This is a genomic window from Pedobacter sp. W3I1, assembly GCF_030816015.1.
GTDB lineage: Bacteria > Bacteroidota > Bacteroidia > Sphingobacteriales > Sphingobacteriaceae > Pedobacter.
In genome coordinates this window covers 4,599,040-4,615,307 of record NZ_JAUSXN010000001.1, presented here as the reverse complement: position 1 = coordinate 4,615,307, position 16,268 = coordinate 4,599,040, and the positions used below count along the sequence as shown (strand labels likewise).

At 40.9% G+C, this 16,268-nt stretch carries 17 protein-coding genes; 14 read left to right on the top strand and 3 right to left on the bottom strand.

The window, feature by feature from the left end; genetic code table 11:
- Positions 1-2: 2 nt before the first annotated feature.
- Complete coding sequence (locus tag QF042_RS18795; RefSeq protein ID WP_307531241.1) at positions 3-1,163, top strand: TlpA disulfide reductase family protein; 1,161 nt, start codon at positions 3-5, stop codon at positions 1,161-1,163.
- Positions 1,164-1,349: 186 nt separating this feature from the next.
- On the opposite strand, the gene QF042_RS18790 is transcribed toward QF042_RS18795, so the two are convergent.
- Entirely contained in the window at positions 1,350-2,267 is a 918-nt protein-coding gene (locus QF042_RS18790; protein WP_307531240.1) for an SDR family NAD(P)-dependent oxidoreductase, read from the bottom strand.
- A 135-nt stretch (positions 2,268-2,402) separates the two neighbouring features.
- Between QF042_RS18790 and QF042_RS18785 the strand changes: the two genes are divergently transcribed.
- From QF042_RS18785 to QF042_RS18760, 6 genes are all read left to right on the top strand, one after another.
- The gene (locus QF042_RS18785; protein WP_307531238.1) at positions 2,403-3,353 is read left to right on the top strand and encodes an AraC family transcriptional regulator; all 951 of its coding nucleotides are present in this window, start codon (positions 2,403-2,405) and stop codon (positions 3,351-3,353) included.
- Between the two features lie 347 nt (positions 3,354-3,700).
- Complete coding sequence (locus QF042_RS18780; protein WP_307531236.1) at positions 3,701-4,351, top strand: aldehyde dehydrogenase family protein; 651 nt, start codon at positions 3,701-3,703, stop codon at positions 4,349-4,351.
- Complete coding sequence (locus QF042_RS18775) at positions 4,320-5,156, top strand: aldehyde dehydrogenase family protein (RefSeq protein ID WP_307531234.1); 837 nt, start codon at positions 4,320-4,322, stop codon at positions 5,154-5,156. The genes QF042_RS18780 and QF042_RS18775 overlap by 32 nt, the downstream gene beginning before the upstream one ends.
- Positions 5,157-5,237: 81 nt before the next feature.
- Positions 5,238-6,056: a helix-turn-helix domain-containing protein gene (locus tag QF042_RS18770; protein ID WP_307531233.1), complete on the top strand. Its 819-nt coding sequence runs from the start codon at positions 5,238-5,240 to the stop codon at positions 6,054-6,056.
- A 571-nt stretch (positions 6,057-6,627) separates the two neighbouring features.
- Positions 6,628-6,957, top strand: coding sequence for a hypothetical protein (locus tag QF042_RS18765; protein ID WP_307531231.1), 330 nt, complete (start codon positions 6,628-6,630; stop codon positions 6,955-6,957).
- A gap of 105 nt (positions 6,958-7,062) precedes the next feature.
- Positions 7,063-7,242 (top strand): histone H1, encoded by a 180-nt coding sequence (locus tag QF042_RS18760; protein ID WP_307531229.1) that lies wholly within the window; start codon positions 7,063-7,065, stop codon positions 7,240-7,242.
- Between the two features lie 314 nt (positions 7,243-7,556).
- Here the strand turns inward: QF042_RS18760 and QF042_RS18755 are convergent, their stop codons facing one another.
- A complete protein-coding gene (locus tag QF042_RS18755; protein WP_307531226.1) occupies positions 7,557-8,051 on the bottom strand; it encodes a protease in 495 nt (164 codons plus the stop codon).
- Between the two features lie 380 nt (positions 8,052-8,431).
- On the opposite strand from QF042_RS18755, the gene QF042_RS18750 reads away from it, so the two are divergent.
- From QF042_RS18750 to QF042_RS18730, 5 genes are all read left to right on the top strand, one after another.
- Complete coding sequence (locus QF042_RS18750) at positions 8,432-9,115, top strand: lipid-binding SYLF domain-containing protein (protein ID WP_307531225.1); 684 nt, start codon at positions 8,432-8,434, stop codon at positions 9,113-9,115.
- Between the two features lie 25 nt (positions 9,116-9,140).
- Positions 9,141-9,527: a hypothetical protein gene (locus tag QF042_RS18745; RefSeq protein WP_307531223.1), complete on the top strand. Its 387-nt coding sequence runs from the start codon at positions 9,141-9,143 to the stop codon at positions 9,525-9,527.
- Positions 9,528-9,663: 136 nt separating this feature from the next.
- Positions 9,664-10,257, top strand: coding sequence for a hypothetical protein (locus QF042_RS18740; protein ID WP_307531220.1), 594 nt, complete (start codon positions 9,664-9,666; stop codon positions 10,255-10,257).
- Positions 10,254-10,571 carry a hypothetical protein gene (locus QF042_RS18735; RefSeq protein WP_307531218.1) on the top strand — a complete coding sequence of 106 codons (318 nt, stop codon included), beginning with the start codon at positions 10,254-10,256 and terminating at the stop codon, positions 10,569-10,571. The genes QF042_RS18740 and QF042_RS18735 overlap by 4 nt, the downstream gene beginning before the upstream one ends.
- 73 nt (positions 10,572-10,644) lie before the next feature.
- Positions 10,645-11,733 carry a hypothetical protein gene (locus QF042_RS18730; RefSeq protein ID WP_307531217.1) on the top strand — a complete coding sequence of 363 codons (1,089 nt, stop codon included), beginning with the start codon at positions 10,645-10,647 and terminating at the stop codon, positions 11,731-11,733.
- A gap of 399 nt (positions 11,734-12,132) precedes the next feature.
- Here the strand turns inward: QF042_RS18730 and QF042_RS18725 are convergent, their stop codons facing one another.
- Positions 12,133-13,284, bottom strand: coding sequence for a carboxypeptidase-like regulatory domain-containing protein (locus QF042_RS18725; protein WP_307531214.1), 1,152 nt, complete (start codon positions 13,282-13,284; stop codon positions 12,133-12,135).
- Positions 13,285-13,909: 625 nt separating this feature from the next.
- On the opposite strand from QF042_RS18725, the gene QF042_RS18720 reads away from it, so the two are divergent.
- Together QF042_RS18720 and QF042_RS18715 are read left to right on the top strand one after the other, a co-directional pair.
- Entirely contained in the window at positions 13,910-14,800 is an 891-nt protein-coding gene (locus QF042_RS18720) for an AraC family transcriptional regulator (protein ID WP_307531213.1), read from the top strand.
- 96 nt (positions 14,801-14,896) lie between these two features.
- Entirely contained in the window at positions 14,897-16,258 is a 1,362-nt protein-coding gene (locus QF042_RS18715) for a TolC family protein (protein ID WP_307531211.1), read from the top strand.
- Positions 16,259-16,268: the final 10 nt, after the last annotated feature.

The following is a 16,268-nucleotide window of genomic DNA, read 5'->3' as shown; positions in this document are numbered from 1 at the left end:
AGATGAAAGTAAAAACGATAATTTTTTGTGCACTGACTTTATTGATTAAGAACTTTGCATCTGCTCAGATAAAAGCCGATAAGCGTGTGGTTGTATTTAAAGGTACAACCGACACAATGTACAATGGAAGTACATTAGTGTTATACAATAAAGCGATGGGCGCTCACGATTCTGTAAAGGTGGCTAATGGAAAATTTGAAATTGCGGTGCCTTACAAAGGTCCAACCCGGTACATGTTTTACAGTAAATACGAACTGAAAAAGAAAGGCGGTTATGCACCATATGGAATCTTGATTTCGGAACCTGGGATTATTCAGATAAATGCCAATATGGAAACCTTAAGCAATTCGGTAATAAAAAATGCACCTGAGAACGAACTTTATTCGGCTTTTACATCGGCTGGAAATGCTGGCAGACAAGGTATAAAAGATAAACTGGTTGCTAAATTTGGGCCTGATGTTTTGAAAAATTTAAATCAGAAAAATCCGAGCTATGATGAAATACTTAAATATTACAAAGAGTTAAATGATGAAAATAATAAGCTGGAAGCAGAAAGACTTAAAACATTTATAAAACAGCACAATGATGCTTTTGCTGCTATTTACCTGTTGAATAATTTGGTAGGTAATATCTCCGCTGTAAATGCACAGGCCTTATATGAATTACTTGGCCAAAAATATAAAGAAAGCAGTTATGGCAAAAATATTGAGAACACCATTGAGGCTATGAAAATAACTGCTATCGGCAAAATTGCACCCGATTTTGAACAAACCGATACTGCTGGCAAACTGATTAAACTTTCATCTCTCAGAGGTCAATATGTGCTTTTAGATTTCTGGGCAAGCTGGTGTATACCGTGTAGGGAAGAAAACCCCAATGTGGTGAAAGCCTACAATAAATTTAATCAAAAGGGCTTTACGGTATTAGGTGTTTCTCTCGATCAGCCTGGTAAAAAAGAGGCATGGTTAAATGCCATTAAACAAGACGGCTTGAAATGGACCAATGTTTCAGATCTTAAATTCTGGAATAATGCTGTAGTTAAATTATATGGGGTTCAGGCGGTTCCCCAAAACTTTCTACTTGATAAAGAAGGTAAAATAATCGCAGTGAATATAAAAGGCGAAGAGCTGGCCAGCAAGTTACTTGAGATATTCGGGATGTAAAGAATTAAAAAGAAGGTAATGGGCATCATTAATTGTACTACTGGGAACCGGTGCAGATATACCTGGGAAGCTATGGATGCCTCAGCAATCAGATACTTTGAGGAATTCTTGAAAAACCAACATTGTCTACTGATTATGCTTAATCGTCCATAGCATTTACAACCCCTTTATCCTATCGATGTAGAGTTAAGGGTGAGTAGTTTTAACTTCCAGAAGATGCCCAATCCCAAATATGGAATAAATGCTTTGGGTAATTTTTTCCAGGTGCTCATTATATGGAATTAGGTGTTCAGCAAGCCCCATTTTATCTACAACGGTCCTGAACGGACGCTTACCATACGGCATCGCTATTAAACTCAACACGGCATCTGCTACTAATTGCGGGTTTTGCGCAGGATTTGCTGCAAATGCTTTCTGGAAACCGTTAAAAAATCCTTCAGGAAGCTGTGCGACATCGCCATACGATTCTAAACGAGAGGGATCACCAGGTCTCATCAGACGCTCTAAAAACGCTGTTGGAAATCCCCCAGGTTCTATGATGCAAGATTCTATTCCCAGCTGTGAGCATTCCACTCGATAAAGTTCAGCTAAAGCCTCCACTGCCCATTTGGAAGGGCTGTATGGTCCTTGGAATGGGATGGACAATCTGCCGGTGCAGCTTGCTATTTGGAGCAAAAGGCCACTGCCGCGTAATTTCAAATGTGGCAATACAGCGCGGTTTACCCGCTGAACACCGAATACATTAACATCAAACACCGCTTTCCAATCTTCCGAGGTAAAAGATTCCTGAATGCCTAACGCGCCTATGCCGGCGTTATTGATCACTACATCTATCTTCCCCATTTTTGTAATAGCTTCATTAATTCCATTTTGCGTACTGGAATCACTCGTTACATCCATTTCGACAACATACCCCCCTAGGTTCTCCAGCGCAGATGCATGTTCCCTGTTTCGTCCATTTATGTCGCGCATGGTGCCAGTTGCCCTGTATCCACTCTTTAATAAGGTTTCCATAGTAAGTCTTCCAAAGCCTGTGGCTGCTCCTGTAATCAATACTGCCTCGTCTTTTCGATTTTCTGGTTGTTTTCTTTTATCTTCTATCATGATCAATTATTTATTGCACAAAATTACCTTCCTTTCCAATGTACAGGTTATCATAATCAATCCAATGGTTATCATATTCAAGTCGATTTCCAGTAATATCCATATAATTCTTAAATTTGCTTATCAAATCCAGATATGAAACAGGAAAGCCTTGAACATTTTTACCGCTCTGCAGCATCCGTTTTGGATAAGAGTAACGAGGCTCTGCTTCCAAAGGGAATTAACAGAGAAATTGGCCACTTCAACATTTTTAATCTTGGGGAGTTCGTTACTAGGTTTAAAGATAACCCTAGTCAGATGCCGTATAACCGGCGGGGTTACTATAAAGTAAGCCTGGTGACAGGAAGGAACCGCTTGGAATATGCAGATAAGGTAGCTATGATTGATGCACATGCTTTAGTATTTGCAACGCCAAGAATCCCATATCATTGGGTGCCACTTGATGAGGATCAGAACGGTTTCTTCTGCATTTTCACTAAAGAATTTTTACTGCAGAGCAAGAGCGGTGTTGTGCTCGACGATCTTCCACTCTTCAAACCGGGGGGATATCCAGTCTTTGATTTGACCGAACTGCAGTCCACGCAATTGAGTGATATATTCCAAAAAATTCTAGAAGAAATAGAATCTAATTACCTGTATAAGTATGACCTCATAAGAAACTACTTGTTGGAATTGATTCATTTCGGTCAAAAACTGCAGCCTATAACCACTTACAATCATGCTCATGATGCCGCTGCTAGAGTATCATCATTATTTATAGAGCTACTGGAAAGGCAGTTCCCAATCGATTCACAGAATCAGCGTCTTAGTTTAAGGTCAGCACAAGACTTTGCGGACCGCCTTTCTATTCATGCCAATCATCTAAATAAATTGCTCAAGGAAAGCACGGGGAAAACAACTACCCAGCATATCTTTGGAAGAATCGCCCAGGAGGCAAAGATTTTACTTAAACAAACGGATTGGAACATTGCTGAGATTGCCTTCAGCCTGGGTTTCGAACAACCATCTCATTTTTCTACTTTCTTTAAAAAACTGACATCAATGACACCGATAGAGTTGAGAAGCGACGTTCGTTATTCATCCTAGGTCCTGCACATTTAAAGGGGTAACTAAAACTCTGTCGAGCTTTCCAAAGTCTTTGCCAGCTTGTGTGTTTTGCAGGGTAGCAATAATTCTATCCGCGACTCCCAGATAAGAAAGCTGTTGCCTTTCCAAACCGGTAGAGCATCCGGTAGTAAGAACCGTTTGAATCCTCTTTATTGATTTCTTGCTGATATTAATAAGCAAATTTAATGGAGATCGACTTGGATCAATTATCAGATTTAATGGAATATTATCACTTCAACTTACCGCTTAGTCAGGACTGAGCTTTTTGAGAAACTAATTTGAGCCTTTACGGAAAGTATTTACGCCTGTACTGTTTTAATTTTGATATGAAATTCAAACAGTCAGAAGTCATGAAAACGATCAATCATCATTATATCAACGGACAATTTGTTCAATCAAAAGGAAAAGAATTACTTGACCTAATAAATCCATCAAATAAGATGGTGATTGGTCAGTTAACTCTCGGAAACGAAGAAGATGCAAGAGACGCCATTAAGGCAGCTAAAGAAGCATTTAAAAGCTGGTCGAAGACTTCAATTGAAGAGCGGAGCATGTACCTGCAAAGGCTAAGTGATGCCATACTTGCGCGGATGGAGGAGCACCTGGAGGTAATGATGGAAGAATATGGCGGTCGACCAATTGGCGTTGCGAAGTTTTCAGTTCAAGGCGCTGCCAACGCATATCTCGCTGCAAAATCCTTGCTTGGAGAGATAGAATTTTTCAAAGATTTTAGTGGGGCAACCGTAACACAAAAGCCCTTAGGTGTTGCTGCTTTAATTACGCCCTGGAATCAAGATATTTTTGGGATGTCCATTAAGATTGCGCCTGCCATTGCTGCCGGTTGTACAGTGGTGATTAAACCAAGTGAACTAAGCGGATTACAAACTCAGGTTTTTATGGAATGTATTGATGCAGCTAAATTGCCTGCCGGAGTCATCAATATTTGTGAACGGTCTCGGCACTGTGGTGGGGAATGAGCTTACCACACATCCTGATGTTGCCAAGGTTTCATTTACAGGTTCAACAGCAGTTGGAAAAACGATCATGAAGAATGGTGCTGAAACGATGAAACGAGTTACCCTGGAGCTTGGCGGGAAATCGGCCCACATTTTCTTAGACGATGTAGACCTGAATAAAGCAATACCGTTCGCCTTAAGGGCTGCATTCCAGAACAGTGGACAGGCCTGTATTGCGGGAACCCGATTATTAATTCCCGAAAGTCGGGCAGACGAAATTTATGGGGCCCTTAAGGAAGCAGTGTCGCAAATCAAAGTAGGTCCGGCTAATCACCCGGATACCTTTGTCGCTGCAGTGGTAACAGAAAAGCAGTACAACCGCGTGCAGAATTATATCAAAAAAGGTATTGAAGAGGGCGCTGACCTTCTGATAGGTGGAGAAGGGCCGCCGGAAGGTTTGGAAAACGGCTACTTCGTTAAACCAACGGTCTTCATCAATGTAAAGAATAGTATGACAATTGCACAGGAAGAAATCTTTGGGCCGGTGCTTTCTGTTGTCACATATAAAACAGAAGAAGAGGCAATTGAGATTGCTAACGATTCCATCTATGGGCTTTTTGGCTGGATCAGCTCAGCTAATGTGGAGAGGGCTAAATCTGTAGCAGAAAGATTAGAAACAGGCGGAGTAATGATCAACGAGTTTGCCAATGTTTTTGACTACCCAGGTGTGCCTGCAGGAGGTTTTAAGCAATCAGGTATAGGCAGGGAATTTGGTAGGTATGGTTTCGAAGAATATCTTCAGACCCAGTCTATATATGGACGGTAATCTTGTTATCTTTGGAGATTATGGTGATGATACGATTAAGTATCACTATAGTTCTAACCTGATGATATTACCTATCGGTTTATGATTAAAAGAAAAGATTTGTCTGGTGTCATTTTTTCCTGCTTCTCCGCTAAAAGCAGGGTAGGTGAGCCGTTCTTCAAGGAGCATTTGCTATGTTATGTTCTTTCCAGGGAAATTGAAACTTTTGATGGGTCAACTTACCATACTTTTAAAGCGGGAGAATTGTTTCTTTATAAAAGGAACACACTCGGGAAATTTCTAAAATATCCTTCGAATGGCTTGCCATATAAATCTATCTCCTTTGTTCTGGATAGGGATTTTTTAATGGAATACAATGTAGGTAGAAAGAGCGAACGCAGGGAAGGGAACCAGGTTGTCAAAGCCATCTTCCCTGTTCCCACTGACAGTCTATTAACTAATTTTCTTCACTCCCTATCTGTATGGTTTGATGAGACTATTCCTGAAGCGTTAATTAATTTGAAGAAACAGGAAGCGGTATTACTTCTGTTGAAGAATTACCCTGATTTAGCTAATGTTCTTTTTGATTATGCCGACCCTGGAAAAATCGATCTGGAAGCCTTTATGAACCAGAACTTCAAATTCAATATTGCCATATCCCAGTTAGCATATCTAACCGGAAGGAGCCTAGCCACTTTTAAACGTGATTTTGAAAAAAAATTCCATATGTCGCCTCATCGCTGGATAAAAACCAGGCGTCTGCAGGAAGCCTATTACCTTATTTCTAAAAGAGGCAGAAGGCCCAATGATATTTATATTGAGGTTGGGTTTGAGACCCTCGCACATTTTTCTCATGCATTTAAAAAGCACTTTGGTGAAAATCCCTCAGCTTTGCGCATAAAAAAACCAGGTACAAGTTAGGACCACTGGTATAGATCAGTGGCTTTTTTTATGTTTATGATATTCCTTTGCCATTCGGGCAATAGCTGGGCAATCCGCTCATACGCCTCTGGCTTTAGGCACAGGGCAGATATCCGCTGCTATCCCCGTTGCGAAAACAGTATTTCAATAAGCTGATATAATTTTCATTACCTACAATCATCTGCTAATCGAATTGGTGGCCACCTGCATATTTCAGAGAAAACGGGAAAGAACCATAATTCTTGCTTATTTAAGCTATTTAAAATACAAAATTACGGCGCTGGCATATTTGGCGCCCTTTATTTGCCATTCCTGCTGAATGTTGCTGTTTTTTTCTTAAAGAGATTAAACACAGTATCGTTTTTTGTTTTTCTAATATAGAAATTATGCTTCAATGTAAGGTGTTTTTGTCTACTGTTATGGAGCAGTTGAGATAGTAATAGCTTGTCTCATCTGGTAAAAAAGCGATAAGGAATCAAAAGGCACATTCCAATGTAAAATATTGTCACTCATTTTCAGATGCTTATATTCTAGGACTTGATAATTTCACTTTTCGGTATATTTTTGCGTGATGACCGTAACCGTACTGGCGATTTTAGAGACAGATTTTAAGCCCGAAAAAGCATTGGCCAAAGTAATGAATGACCGTTTGGTCCGTACGGCGAAGGAACTTCAGGAGGTGCATTTTAAGCCTTTGTCAGGCAGGGGATTTTCAGACGATGACCTGGTGGTCTACATTAGTTATAACCCGAAATACAAAATCCGCTTCCGGATCGTGAATGACGTTCCTGCCGATATAGAATATTTCGTGGCAGAATGCTGCGGCAGATTGGGCTTTATCCTCTGGAGGACAAATGCAATAGGAGTAAGCAGTGACGCCGGGCATCCGGATTTCCAATAGTTCTTTTTGCTTTCTCCCTGAAATGTTTAGTTTTGGGGCTGGAATACGGTTTCCTAAAACAAAATTATTAATACGAGTGGCCTTGGGCCCTTAAAAAAAACAATTATGGACAAATTCAAACAGGTACAGGAAGTGATCGCTTCAGTTGAAGCTGATGTAGCAAAATTTTATGATGGTGGAAACGGTGCAGCCGGTACACGTGTACGTAAAGCCATGCAGGATTTAAAAAACCTTGCTCAGGAGATCAGGGCTGAGGTTACCGAGAAAAAGAACAGCGCAAAATAAACAGGAAACTGTTTTGGGAAATAAAGCCACTGGTATTGATCAGTGGCTTTTTTTTGCATACTGTTATATTCATCATATATGCCGGGAGACCCGGACAACTGTAGATATTTTTTGTTTATGCGCGGTTGATTTAATTTTGATTTAGCCTTTATATTGTCTGGGCAACTGCCGGGCTATCCGCTCATACACCTGCAGGCCTTAAGCACGGGCCGGTATCCGCTGCTATCCCTGTTGCGGAGTAATCGGTATTTCTAAGATCTGATAGGTTGAGCATTACTTAAAACTTCTATCTCCCGGAATTACTGCGTCTAAGGTTAGTTGGTGTACCTGAAGGTTACTATATTGGTAGCTTTTATTCCGCTTATGCCGCTGGAGTTATAAGAAACGGTGTATTTTTTTTCGGCTTCCAGCTGATAAGCTTTTAACAGGTCGACTTCCGATGAAAGTATCTCTTTTGGTTTAACAACAAGGTAGCTGTCAGCGGGAGGCGGCATGATCCGCTTTGCCATAGGACCTTTATAGGGAACCTCATTTCCATTCTCATCTTTGATATCAAGGTATTTGCTCATCAGGGGTTCAAAGGGTGTGTGCCATTTGCAAAAGGACTTTTCTGTTGACTGATCATTATGGACGGCAAATTTTAAGCTGACCTTTTCTCCTGTCTTTATGATATCCTTTATGCCAAAGATCAGGTAAAGTGAATCTCCCTGGTTTTTTGAGGAACTGTTTGAAGATGCATTCTGCACCTTTGGGCTGCAACCTGCAAACACGATCAATACTGCGGGAATAATAAATTTTAGTTTTAGCATATATGGTATTTTTAAACACAAACGATAGGCGGTAGGTAAATGCTACAGATAATTTTTAACTAGAAGACAGCCAGTGGGATTAAATATTTCTTCTCTTACAATCGATAGTGCAAATGCATGTGGTCTGTCCACCCGGCCACATTTAGGATAAGGTTATCAGGAGATAATAGGGGGTAATTAGCATACAGCCCTGATCACCGTTAAACCGTTATATCCATAATATTATTGAATTTTTATTGTACCAAATGGGATTTCTCACAGAAAGGTAATTTACCTGTGGACCGGCCGGAGAAAAGAAATAAAACGTATAATATTGCAGTCCCGGGCCGTTTGTAAGAGTAGATCTGCCAGAGTGACACCGGTTATTTTTTTCGATATATATGAACACAATCAAATTGATCAAGATCAACCTCGCTGTGCTTTGCTGCGCAGCATTATTACTTCCTTCATCAGCTCTTGCGCAGAACAAGGAGCAAAAAAGAATACAGTCTTCGGCGCAGGTGCTTTCCGGTTTCGGGAAAATGAAAGAATCCATTCCCTCAAGACTGCTTGAGCTTACCCAGGGAATTGTTATTGTCCCAAAGCTGATCAATGGAGGCTTTATTATCGGAGGGAAACGCGGCAGGGGTATTGCCATGGTGAAAAGGGCAGACGGCTCATGGAGCAATCCTGTATTTGTAACCATTACCGGTGGAAGTGTTGGTCTTCAGGCGGGTGTACAGTCGACTGAACTTGTGCTTGTTTTTACCCATGCCAATAGTCTCACTGCGATCAAAAAAAGCAGCTTTACCCTTGGGGGTGATCTTTCTGTCGCTGCTGGGCCTGTGGGACGGAGTTCTGCTGTGAATACCGATTACAAACTCGATGCCGAGGTGTATTCGTATTCCCGAAGCAAGGGGCTTTTTGCTGGGCTTTCTGTAAATGGTGCTTCGCTGGAGATTGATGCAGCTGCAAACGCTGTGGTATATGGTAAAGACATGGATGTGGCAGAGATCTTTGCTTCTGAAGGGGATCCTGATGATGCTATAGGAGATCTTAAAGCTGCGATTACCAAAATGAAGTAAATGAATTATTGTTATACTTATGATCATGAAGAAAATCATTTTAGTTTTACTGCTGTCAATAGCTGGGTTTACAGGTTATGCGCAGACTTATCAGGCGATTACCAGTAAGAATAAAACTTATCTGGAAACCCTAAAAGGGGTGAGCTATACTTATAAGCAAGGGGCTGTTACCCTGAAGAATAACGGAAAGTATGATCTGGGTACAGTGAGTATAACCTTTTCATCAAAGGTGGACAGTACGCTGTTCGGGATTGCCCTGTTCGAGGAAGGGCTTGAGAAAGGGGCTACGGTTAAGGCTGATGTTTATTTTACTGCAGGTCTGGGAAGTGGTGTTCATGAGGTTTCCTTAAAGGATATCGATCAGAAGAATCTGGTGCTGTCTTTTGATAAGGCGACCAGGGCTGTGAGGTGATTTATGTCAAGTCAGAAACAGCACTCCCAAACTAAGCTAGGCAAGGGATAACGTTAATTTTGATGGATCTTCTATTGGCCTGAACCCAAATTGACGTATATTTATTGATCTTTTACCCTCTTATTACTAACGCTCGATGTTCAATTGGCTCTTCGGTAAGAAAAAATCTAAACCTGTTTTATCCAAAGTAGATTATTGGAAGGCATTTGAATTATATGCACTTTTCGATGACTTGGACAGGGTAATGGCTGTTCTGGAGCATACCGACGATACCCGGATAGATTTTATTGCTTTTAAGGACTGGTTTTCAGAAGAACTGGGCGAGCTGGAAGGGGCAAACGTTCCCGATTTTTCCAGGATATGGGCATGGTTTGCGCCGGGTTCGGATTGGGATAGACTAATGGGAAGGCAGGGGCTTGAGCTGGGCAGGTCTGTTTTTAAAAGGGCTGACTGGTGGAAGCGCAATCAAGACTTCCTGCCAGGCACTATTGTTTCGCTAAACGGAGAATATGGGGTGGTTTTAAAGAATACCACTGACGGTCTTTATGGGTTGCTAAGGTGGGATACAGATAAAGCACAGGACTCCGAAGACTGGAGAGGGCTTTGGGGGACTTTTGTTGCTATGGGCGGAAGGGTGCTGGAGGAATATGAATTCAGGTTTATCGGACTTGATGGCAGCTTAAAAAGTAATACGGAAATGGAAATAGAAAACAGGAATAATCTCAAATGACAAAAGCAGCTCATCTTACAATACAGTTACTCCTTATTGCCCTGTGCGTACCTACTGGTGGGTTTTATTACTATTATTATAACAAGAATAGGGAAATCGATGACTACAGGCTGCAACTGTGGGCGGAAATGAAAAACGGTTCCATAAGTAAGCAAGAATATTACCGTCTCTGGGATCCTAAAGTAGAGGAGTGGAAAGAATCCTTCAGGAAATGCGAATTGCTGGACATACCTGCAGTGGCCGTGTTTTTACTCAGTGGCGCCAACCTTATCGTTTTCTTAAAGAATAAATCGAACGATACCCATATCACTTAGAATATGCGGGTAAACGAGGTTATGTCTGGACTGAAATGAAAATCAGCTTTAACTGCATATATTATATTACCCTATGAAAACCGACAATTGCATTTTTGTTTTCGTTTTTTCAATGATATTATTTTATCAGGATTTGAACGCACAGAGTCCAAAGGGAAACTGGATAAGGCCAGCACATGCAAAAAGTGAAGCCATGTGGGGTATCAGCAATGGTATTGTATTTAGCATATGGCCTACGGGCGTAGAAGGCGACCGGGAAAACACTGGTGGGCCACGGGGGCTGATCAGGGTTGGCTATGAAAATAAAGGTGAAGTCTATCTGATCAACTTTTTGGCCATAGAGCCGGTAGTGAGCGGTAAAATTGAATACAGCGAAATATCCCCCTCACTGATCGATAATCAATGGGGCAAGTTAATGTGGGCAGGTGAAAGCGAAACCGACACAGCTTACTTCGGGGGAGCAAAGACACGCGGTGCTATCCTGCACCCCGATAGCCGGCATCCTGAGGTTGAAGAATTGTCGGTATATATATTTATGGAACACTTTAAAAATGGTGCGCATCCGTATTTAAGGCTTTTTATTCGTAGCGATAATCCTGAAGAGCTTGGTATAGAGGTTTTTAATCAAAGCGGAAGTGCACCAATGCAGCGCTGCGCCGTGACCGCTACCATGGGTAACTATTCGAGGCTGCGTAAATTGCATTTAAAAGATGAGGTGGTAAACTCAACAGAGCTGTACAAAGGGTATGATGAGATCGGTTTCACAGAAAAGGAAAGTTATACAGTTTCGCAGTTATGGAAGGCCAGCAATGGCGATGTCCTAGCAGTAGCTGAATCTGATGAAGATTTTAACAGCCTTAACTCTTGGCCAAAGGAAAAGAACTATCTCGACAGAGCCGGTTGGCGTTACCGCCCAAATCTTAAACTAAGCCAGTATTGGCGTAAAGGTGCATCGGAATATGATTTGTCGCTGATGTTGCGTGTAAACGGGAGGGCAAAATACTGGAGCGGAGGAAGCCTCAATAAGCAAGATTATATCGATATACCCGGCGGGCCATCATTTGAAAATTTTGAGTTAAGGGAGAGATATCACCCTGCCCAGAAAGTCTATTTCGGCATTACAAGAAAGACAGCAAAGCAGTTACTTCTGTCTAAGTTTTAGCTGGTGATTACGTTGATTTAACGAAATATTGATTGTGACCTGGCATAATAGAAGTACATCCAAATTCAGGCAGCAGACGGTCATTGCCTTACGTGGCTGAGGCTTGTTGAAGTCAGAAGACTATCAAGCTGTGCTGTTGACACCTGGATACCATAACTTATCCCTGCCATGTATGGTGCCAACTTCATGTCGGGCACAAATACAGTATCAGATAAACGGCTTTCAGGTGATCTGTGGTAGCATTGACTATAGGTATCCTCTAATCTACAAATCGATATGACCTAGGTGATATTCCCGATCAGGCTTAACGCTGCTATTTAGTATAACTCGGAGTTAAGTCTAATCAATTTGCCAGAAATTCTTCCGGTAATCTCGGGCACAGCAGAAACGATTATATCCCTAAGGTAGATATTCAAAAGGCAGCTTGTCAGCTAAGCGTTTCTCAGACCAATACCCCCTAATCAAGAATGTTTTATAGCCAGTATAAACACTTCCCCTTTTGTCGATCAATGCTTCTTTTAGATACAGTAATAACTGTGAACTTTTTCCGCCTGCGTAAACTGTCGGGAACCCTATCTCATTTGGCATTTTGTCTTTCAATACCTTTAGGTCTATTTCAGGTTTTTCTGGCAGCTGTTTTTTTAACCGTATCGCCTTTTTAGGATTATATATAACATTTAGTGCATTAAATTTGTAGGACACAAAGGAACTGTCAACCCTGGTAACAAATTTTTCCAGTTTCACCGGAGTTGGAATTGTATATGCTTTTTGGTCGAATATATTGCTGCTTTTTACCATTTGATTTGCAACGAATCCTTCCTCTAGCAGCGTGTTGGTGTAAACTGATCTTAAAAAATGCATGGAAGAACCCTGATATGCCTTTAGCCTGTTTTCCTCCCAAATTTTTCTCTGTTCGGCGGTGCCTTCCATCTCTTCAAAACTACTGTCCCCATCGTAGGAAGTTAGCTGGTTCTTCGCGCTGTATTCAAAAGAACGCAGCAGGTATTTTATCCTGTAGCCCAAGATATTGTTTTCGATGATTATTAAATCATCAGCTTCAGCTTTCAACCTCAGATTATAGGCATCAGGTTCCTTACCACTCAAAGAGATAATTTCTGGATTGACTATAAAACATTTTTCTTTATCCGCTGATTTTCCCAGAAACTCATTTTTGAATATATTTAGGTAACGCTCACGGTTTTTATCTGATGTGATGTTAACCTCATTGAGTATGATGGATTTTGTCTCTAATTTGATCAGCACCCTAACAGATTTATCATGTAAGGTAAGGGCGAGTGAGGGGCTATTGTATCCAAGCATTTTTGTGGAGACGATATAGTTTCCAGCCACCATATCAACAAATGTAAATTTACCGGTAGTATCTGTTGCGGTGATTTTCTGTGCACCACTAATAAATACCGTGGCACCCTGCAAAGGTTTGTTGTCCTCATCCGTAACAGTGCCTGAAATATTGTAAAGTTCCTGGGCTGACAGGGTAGGCCCTATGATAATACTGAAAATAAAAAGGAGCGCAGATAACAGGTGCTTCATAAGTATTGATCTTAACTTGTTGTGGTAAATTTTGTATAAATTGCCATTGATGGATCCTGCCGGACAATTTAATGCTCTAAAAATAAGTAGATTAAGTTAACGGATTTAATAAAAAATAAGTTTGCCGCTCAAAGAACCTATAGATTATGCATTCCCGCAGTTTTTAGGGCTTTTCCTGAGGCGGATCTTATCCGTTTACATAAAAGTTATCGGTCAACTGTTCAGATCACGTCCTTTGCACAACGGATTTCACCGAACTTGGACTTGATAGCGATGCACGAGCTCAGTGTCACCTTTTGCGGGTAGTTTCACGCGACTGATAAGATCTGCAACACCTAGAATAAGTGGACTATAAATTATTCTAACTGGGAAATATATGTAATTGAGCCAGGTGAAAGATGGATGTATTGTTTTGCTGACGATGAATGGCAGAATATTAAATGGGTTTCTGAGAACGTAGTATCTTTGAAAGCAACATTATATAGAACAATATATGTTATCAAAAATTTTCACCATTTATCGTTAGCTTGTTGGCATTTATTTCAGCGGAAATTTATGATACAATCTCTATTTCACCGTTATTTTGCCACAATACATCGCAGCACAGATCTATTTTTGTATTTTTATGGCGATGGATAACATGCAGACATTTTCACTCTCAAGGCATAGTCGGCTTTTTTCTGTTCCAGACAATAACAGGGATTATCTTTTTGTTGCCTCCGGCGATCAGCCTTACCACGAAGAACCCTATAGGGCTGAAAGTTATGCGATCGCTTATATCAAGGAGGGCGGTGTAAAGCTTAATGTAGGCCTTTCTGTTTATGATGTGGATGCGCCAGCTATAATCACCCTGGGACCTTCTGTTATCAGGTATTTCAGTAAGCGTAGCGAACTCCTTAAAATGGATGTCATTTTTTTTAAAGAATCCTTTTTAATGGAACGTCATGCAGACCTTTTTTTCCTTTTCAAATATAATTTTTTTGAGAATAGTGACCTGATTGTTCTTCCTTTGAAAGAGTCCTATTTTGATAAGATCAATAAAATTTACGAACTTCTCGAGCTATCCCAGGTTTCAGATGGTTTCCATCACGATGAGCTTGTGCGGACTTATATATTTGCCCTGGTGTATGAGATTGATGGATATTACAGGCAACATCTGACCGATGCCACAAACCACGCGAAAACAAATCCCCTGTTTGTAAAGTTCAGGCAGCTTCTGCGCCAGAACTACATGAAAGAACGTAAACTCGAGTTTTACGCCAGTAAGCTTTATCTTTCGCCCAAATCCCTTTCAGCAGCTATCAAAAAACAATCCGGCAGGTCGGCGGGCAAGTGGATAGATGATGCAGTGATGCTCGAAGCCAAGGTGCTTTTACAGAACAGGTCGTTGACAGTGTTACAAATCAGTGCGATGTTAAATTTTTCCGAACAGTCTGTCTTTGGTAAGTTCTTTCGGGCAAATTCTGGCATGTCCCCTATAGAATACCGAAAAAAAATTGATGGAATCGATGTTTAATACATAGATTAAGTTGTTTCGACTAACATTGGAGCACTCTAATCTAATTTAAAGCTGTGTTTTACATGAACTTTGTCTAATCAATAGACATTAATCATGTATAAATATAGTACTAACGGCAAAAAGCCGTTTTTCATAGCTGCAGTATTATCACTGGCTATTTTATTATTAAATCCAAATCACCTAAAGGCGCAGGAGCGCTCAAATGAAACTTATAGGCTGAGCCTTTCAGAGGTTATAACATTTGCCAAAAGCCAGAATAAACTGGTACTGGCTGCAAATGTTGAGGAAACTGCAGTAGCAGAAGATCGTAAAGATTCGTATAGGAATGCATTGCCGACAGTTTATCTGAACGGTTCTTATCAACGTTTTTCTAAACTAACGCTTTTCACAGGGGGACTATCACACACTGTTTCCGGGGCAAGGAAACCGAGCGCTAACGGGGCCGCTCTGGGAATTGATGCTTTGTTCAATGTTTATAGCGGAGGAAAACAACGGGCGCTGGAGAAAGAGGCTGATCTGCGTTTAAGCCTGGCCGGAGTGGCTAAAAGGGAACAGGCTGGAAGCGTTGCGCTGAAAACGGCTAAGCAGTATCTTGATCTGATAAGACTTATTGATTTGCATAGGTTTATTCTCGATCAGCTCAAAAGAGCAGACACAAGGCTTAAAAATATCAATTCGCTATATAAAAACCATAAAATTACAAAAAGCGATTTATTGCGTGCAGAAGTGGCAATGTCAAATGTAGAACTTTCTCTGGGGCAAAATGAAAATGATATCTCGATTGCCAATCAAAAACTCAATGTTTTAATCAATATTCCAGCCTCAGTAATAATTGTCCCGGCCGATTCAGCAGGGATGCAGAAGCCTGAAATAGGTTCGTTAATGTCTCTTTTGGGATCAGATGAGGTATCTTCATATGTAGTGCAGAAAGCGTCCAGCACAATCGAACTTCAAAAAGCTAAAGTGGGTGCAGTAAAGAGCGGCAATCTGCCAAATGTAGGACTATATGGGGCTTATGGTCTGAATTATCCTAATTACCTTTTCTTCCCTCCGGTAGATCAGGCCTATTCAATTGGCTTTGTCGGCTTGAAGGTTCAATACAGTATTTCTTCATTATATCAGAGCAAAAATAAGGTGAGTGCAGCCAAGTTGAGGTTAAAAGTACTCGAAATGCAGAAGGAAGCTTATGTTGATGATGTAAGGATAGAAATGGAATCTTATTATATCAAATATGCAGAGGCGCTAAAACGGATTTCTGTCAATGAACATTCAGTGGAACAGGCACAGGTAAACTTTAGGATCGTAAACACCAAGTACCTCAATCAATTATCTCTACTCACTGATCTGCTTGATGCGGACAATCTTTACCAGGAGTCGAGGTTTAACCTTGTCAGCGCACAGACTGATGCGATGGGAATATATTATAGTATGCTGTTTGCAAGCGGAAGTTTGTAATAAAAAAAAA

Coding starts and splice junctions, on each gene's coding strand:
- QF042_RS18795 (WP_307531241.1), top strand. CDS start 3: ATGAAAGTAAAAACGATAATTTTTTGTGCACTGACTTTATTGATTAAG.
- QF042_RS18790 (WP_307531240.1), bottom strand. CDS start 2,267: ATGATAGAAGATAAAAGAAAACAACCAGAAAATCGAAAAGACGAGGCA.
- QF042_RS18785 (WP_307531238.1), top strand. CDS start 2,403: ATGAAACAGGAAAGCCTTGAACATTTTTACCGCTCTGCAGCATCCGTT.
- QF042_RS18780 (WP_307531236.1), top strand. CDS start 3,701: ATGAAATTCAAACAGTCAGAAGTCATGAAAACGATCAATCATCATTAT.
- QF042_RS18770 (WP_307531233.1), top strand. CDS start 5,238: ATGATTAAAAGAAAAGATTTGTCTGGTGTCATTTTTTCCTGCTTCTCC.
- QF042_RS18765 (WP_307531231.1), top strand. CDS start 6,628: ATGACCGTAACCGTACTGGCGATTTTAGAGACAGATTTTAAGCCCGAA.
- QF042_RS18760 (WP_307531229.1), top strand. CDS start 7,063: ATGGACAAATTCAAACAGGTACAGGAAGTGATCGCTTCAGTTGAAGCT.
- QF042_RS18755 (WP_307531226.1), bottom strand. CDS start 8,051: ATGCTAAAACTAAAATTTATTATTCCCGCAGTATTGATCGTGTTTGCA.
- QF042_RS18750 (WP_307531225.1), top strand. CDS start 8,432: ATGAACACAATCAAATTGATCAAGATCAACCTCGCTGTGCTTTGCTGC.
- QF042_RS18745 (WP_307531223.1), top strand. CDS start 9,141: ATGAAGAAAATCATTTTAGTTTTACTGCTGTCAATAGCTGGGTTTACA.
- QF042_RS18740 (WP_307531220.1), top strand. CDS start 9,664: ATGTTCAATTGGCTCTTCGGTAAGAAAAAATCTAAACCTGTTTTATCC.
- QF042_RS18735 (WP_307531218.1), top strand. CDS start 10,254: ATGACAAAAGCAGCTCATCTTACAATACAGTTACTCCTTATTGCCCTG.
- QF042_RS18730 (WP_307531217.1), top strand. CDS start 10,645: ATGAAAACCGACAATTGCATTTTTGTTTTCGTTTTTTCAATGATATTA.
- QF042_RS18725 (WP_307531214.1), bottom strand. CDS start 13,284: ATGAAGCACCTGTTATCTGCGCTCCTTTTTATTTTCAGTATTATCATA.
- QF042_RS18720 (WP_307531213.1), top strand. CDS start 13,910: ATGGCGATGGATAACATGCAGACATTTTCACTCTCAAGGCATAGTCGG.
- QF042_RS18715 (WP_307531211.1), top strand. CDS start 14,897: ATGTATAAATATAGTACTAACGGCAAAAAGCCGTTTTTCATAGCTGCA.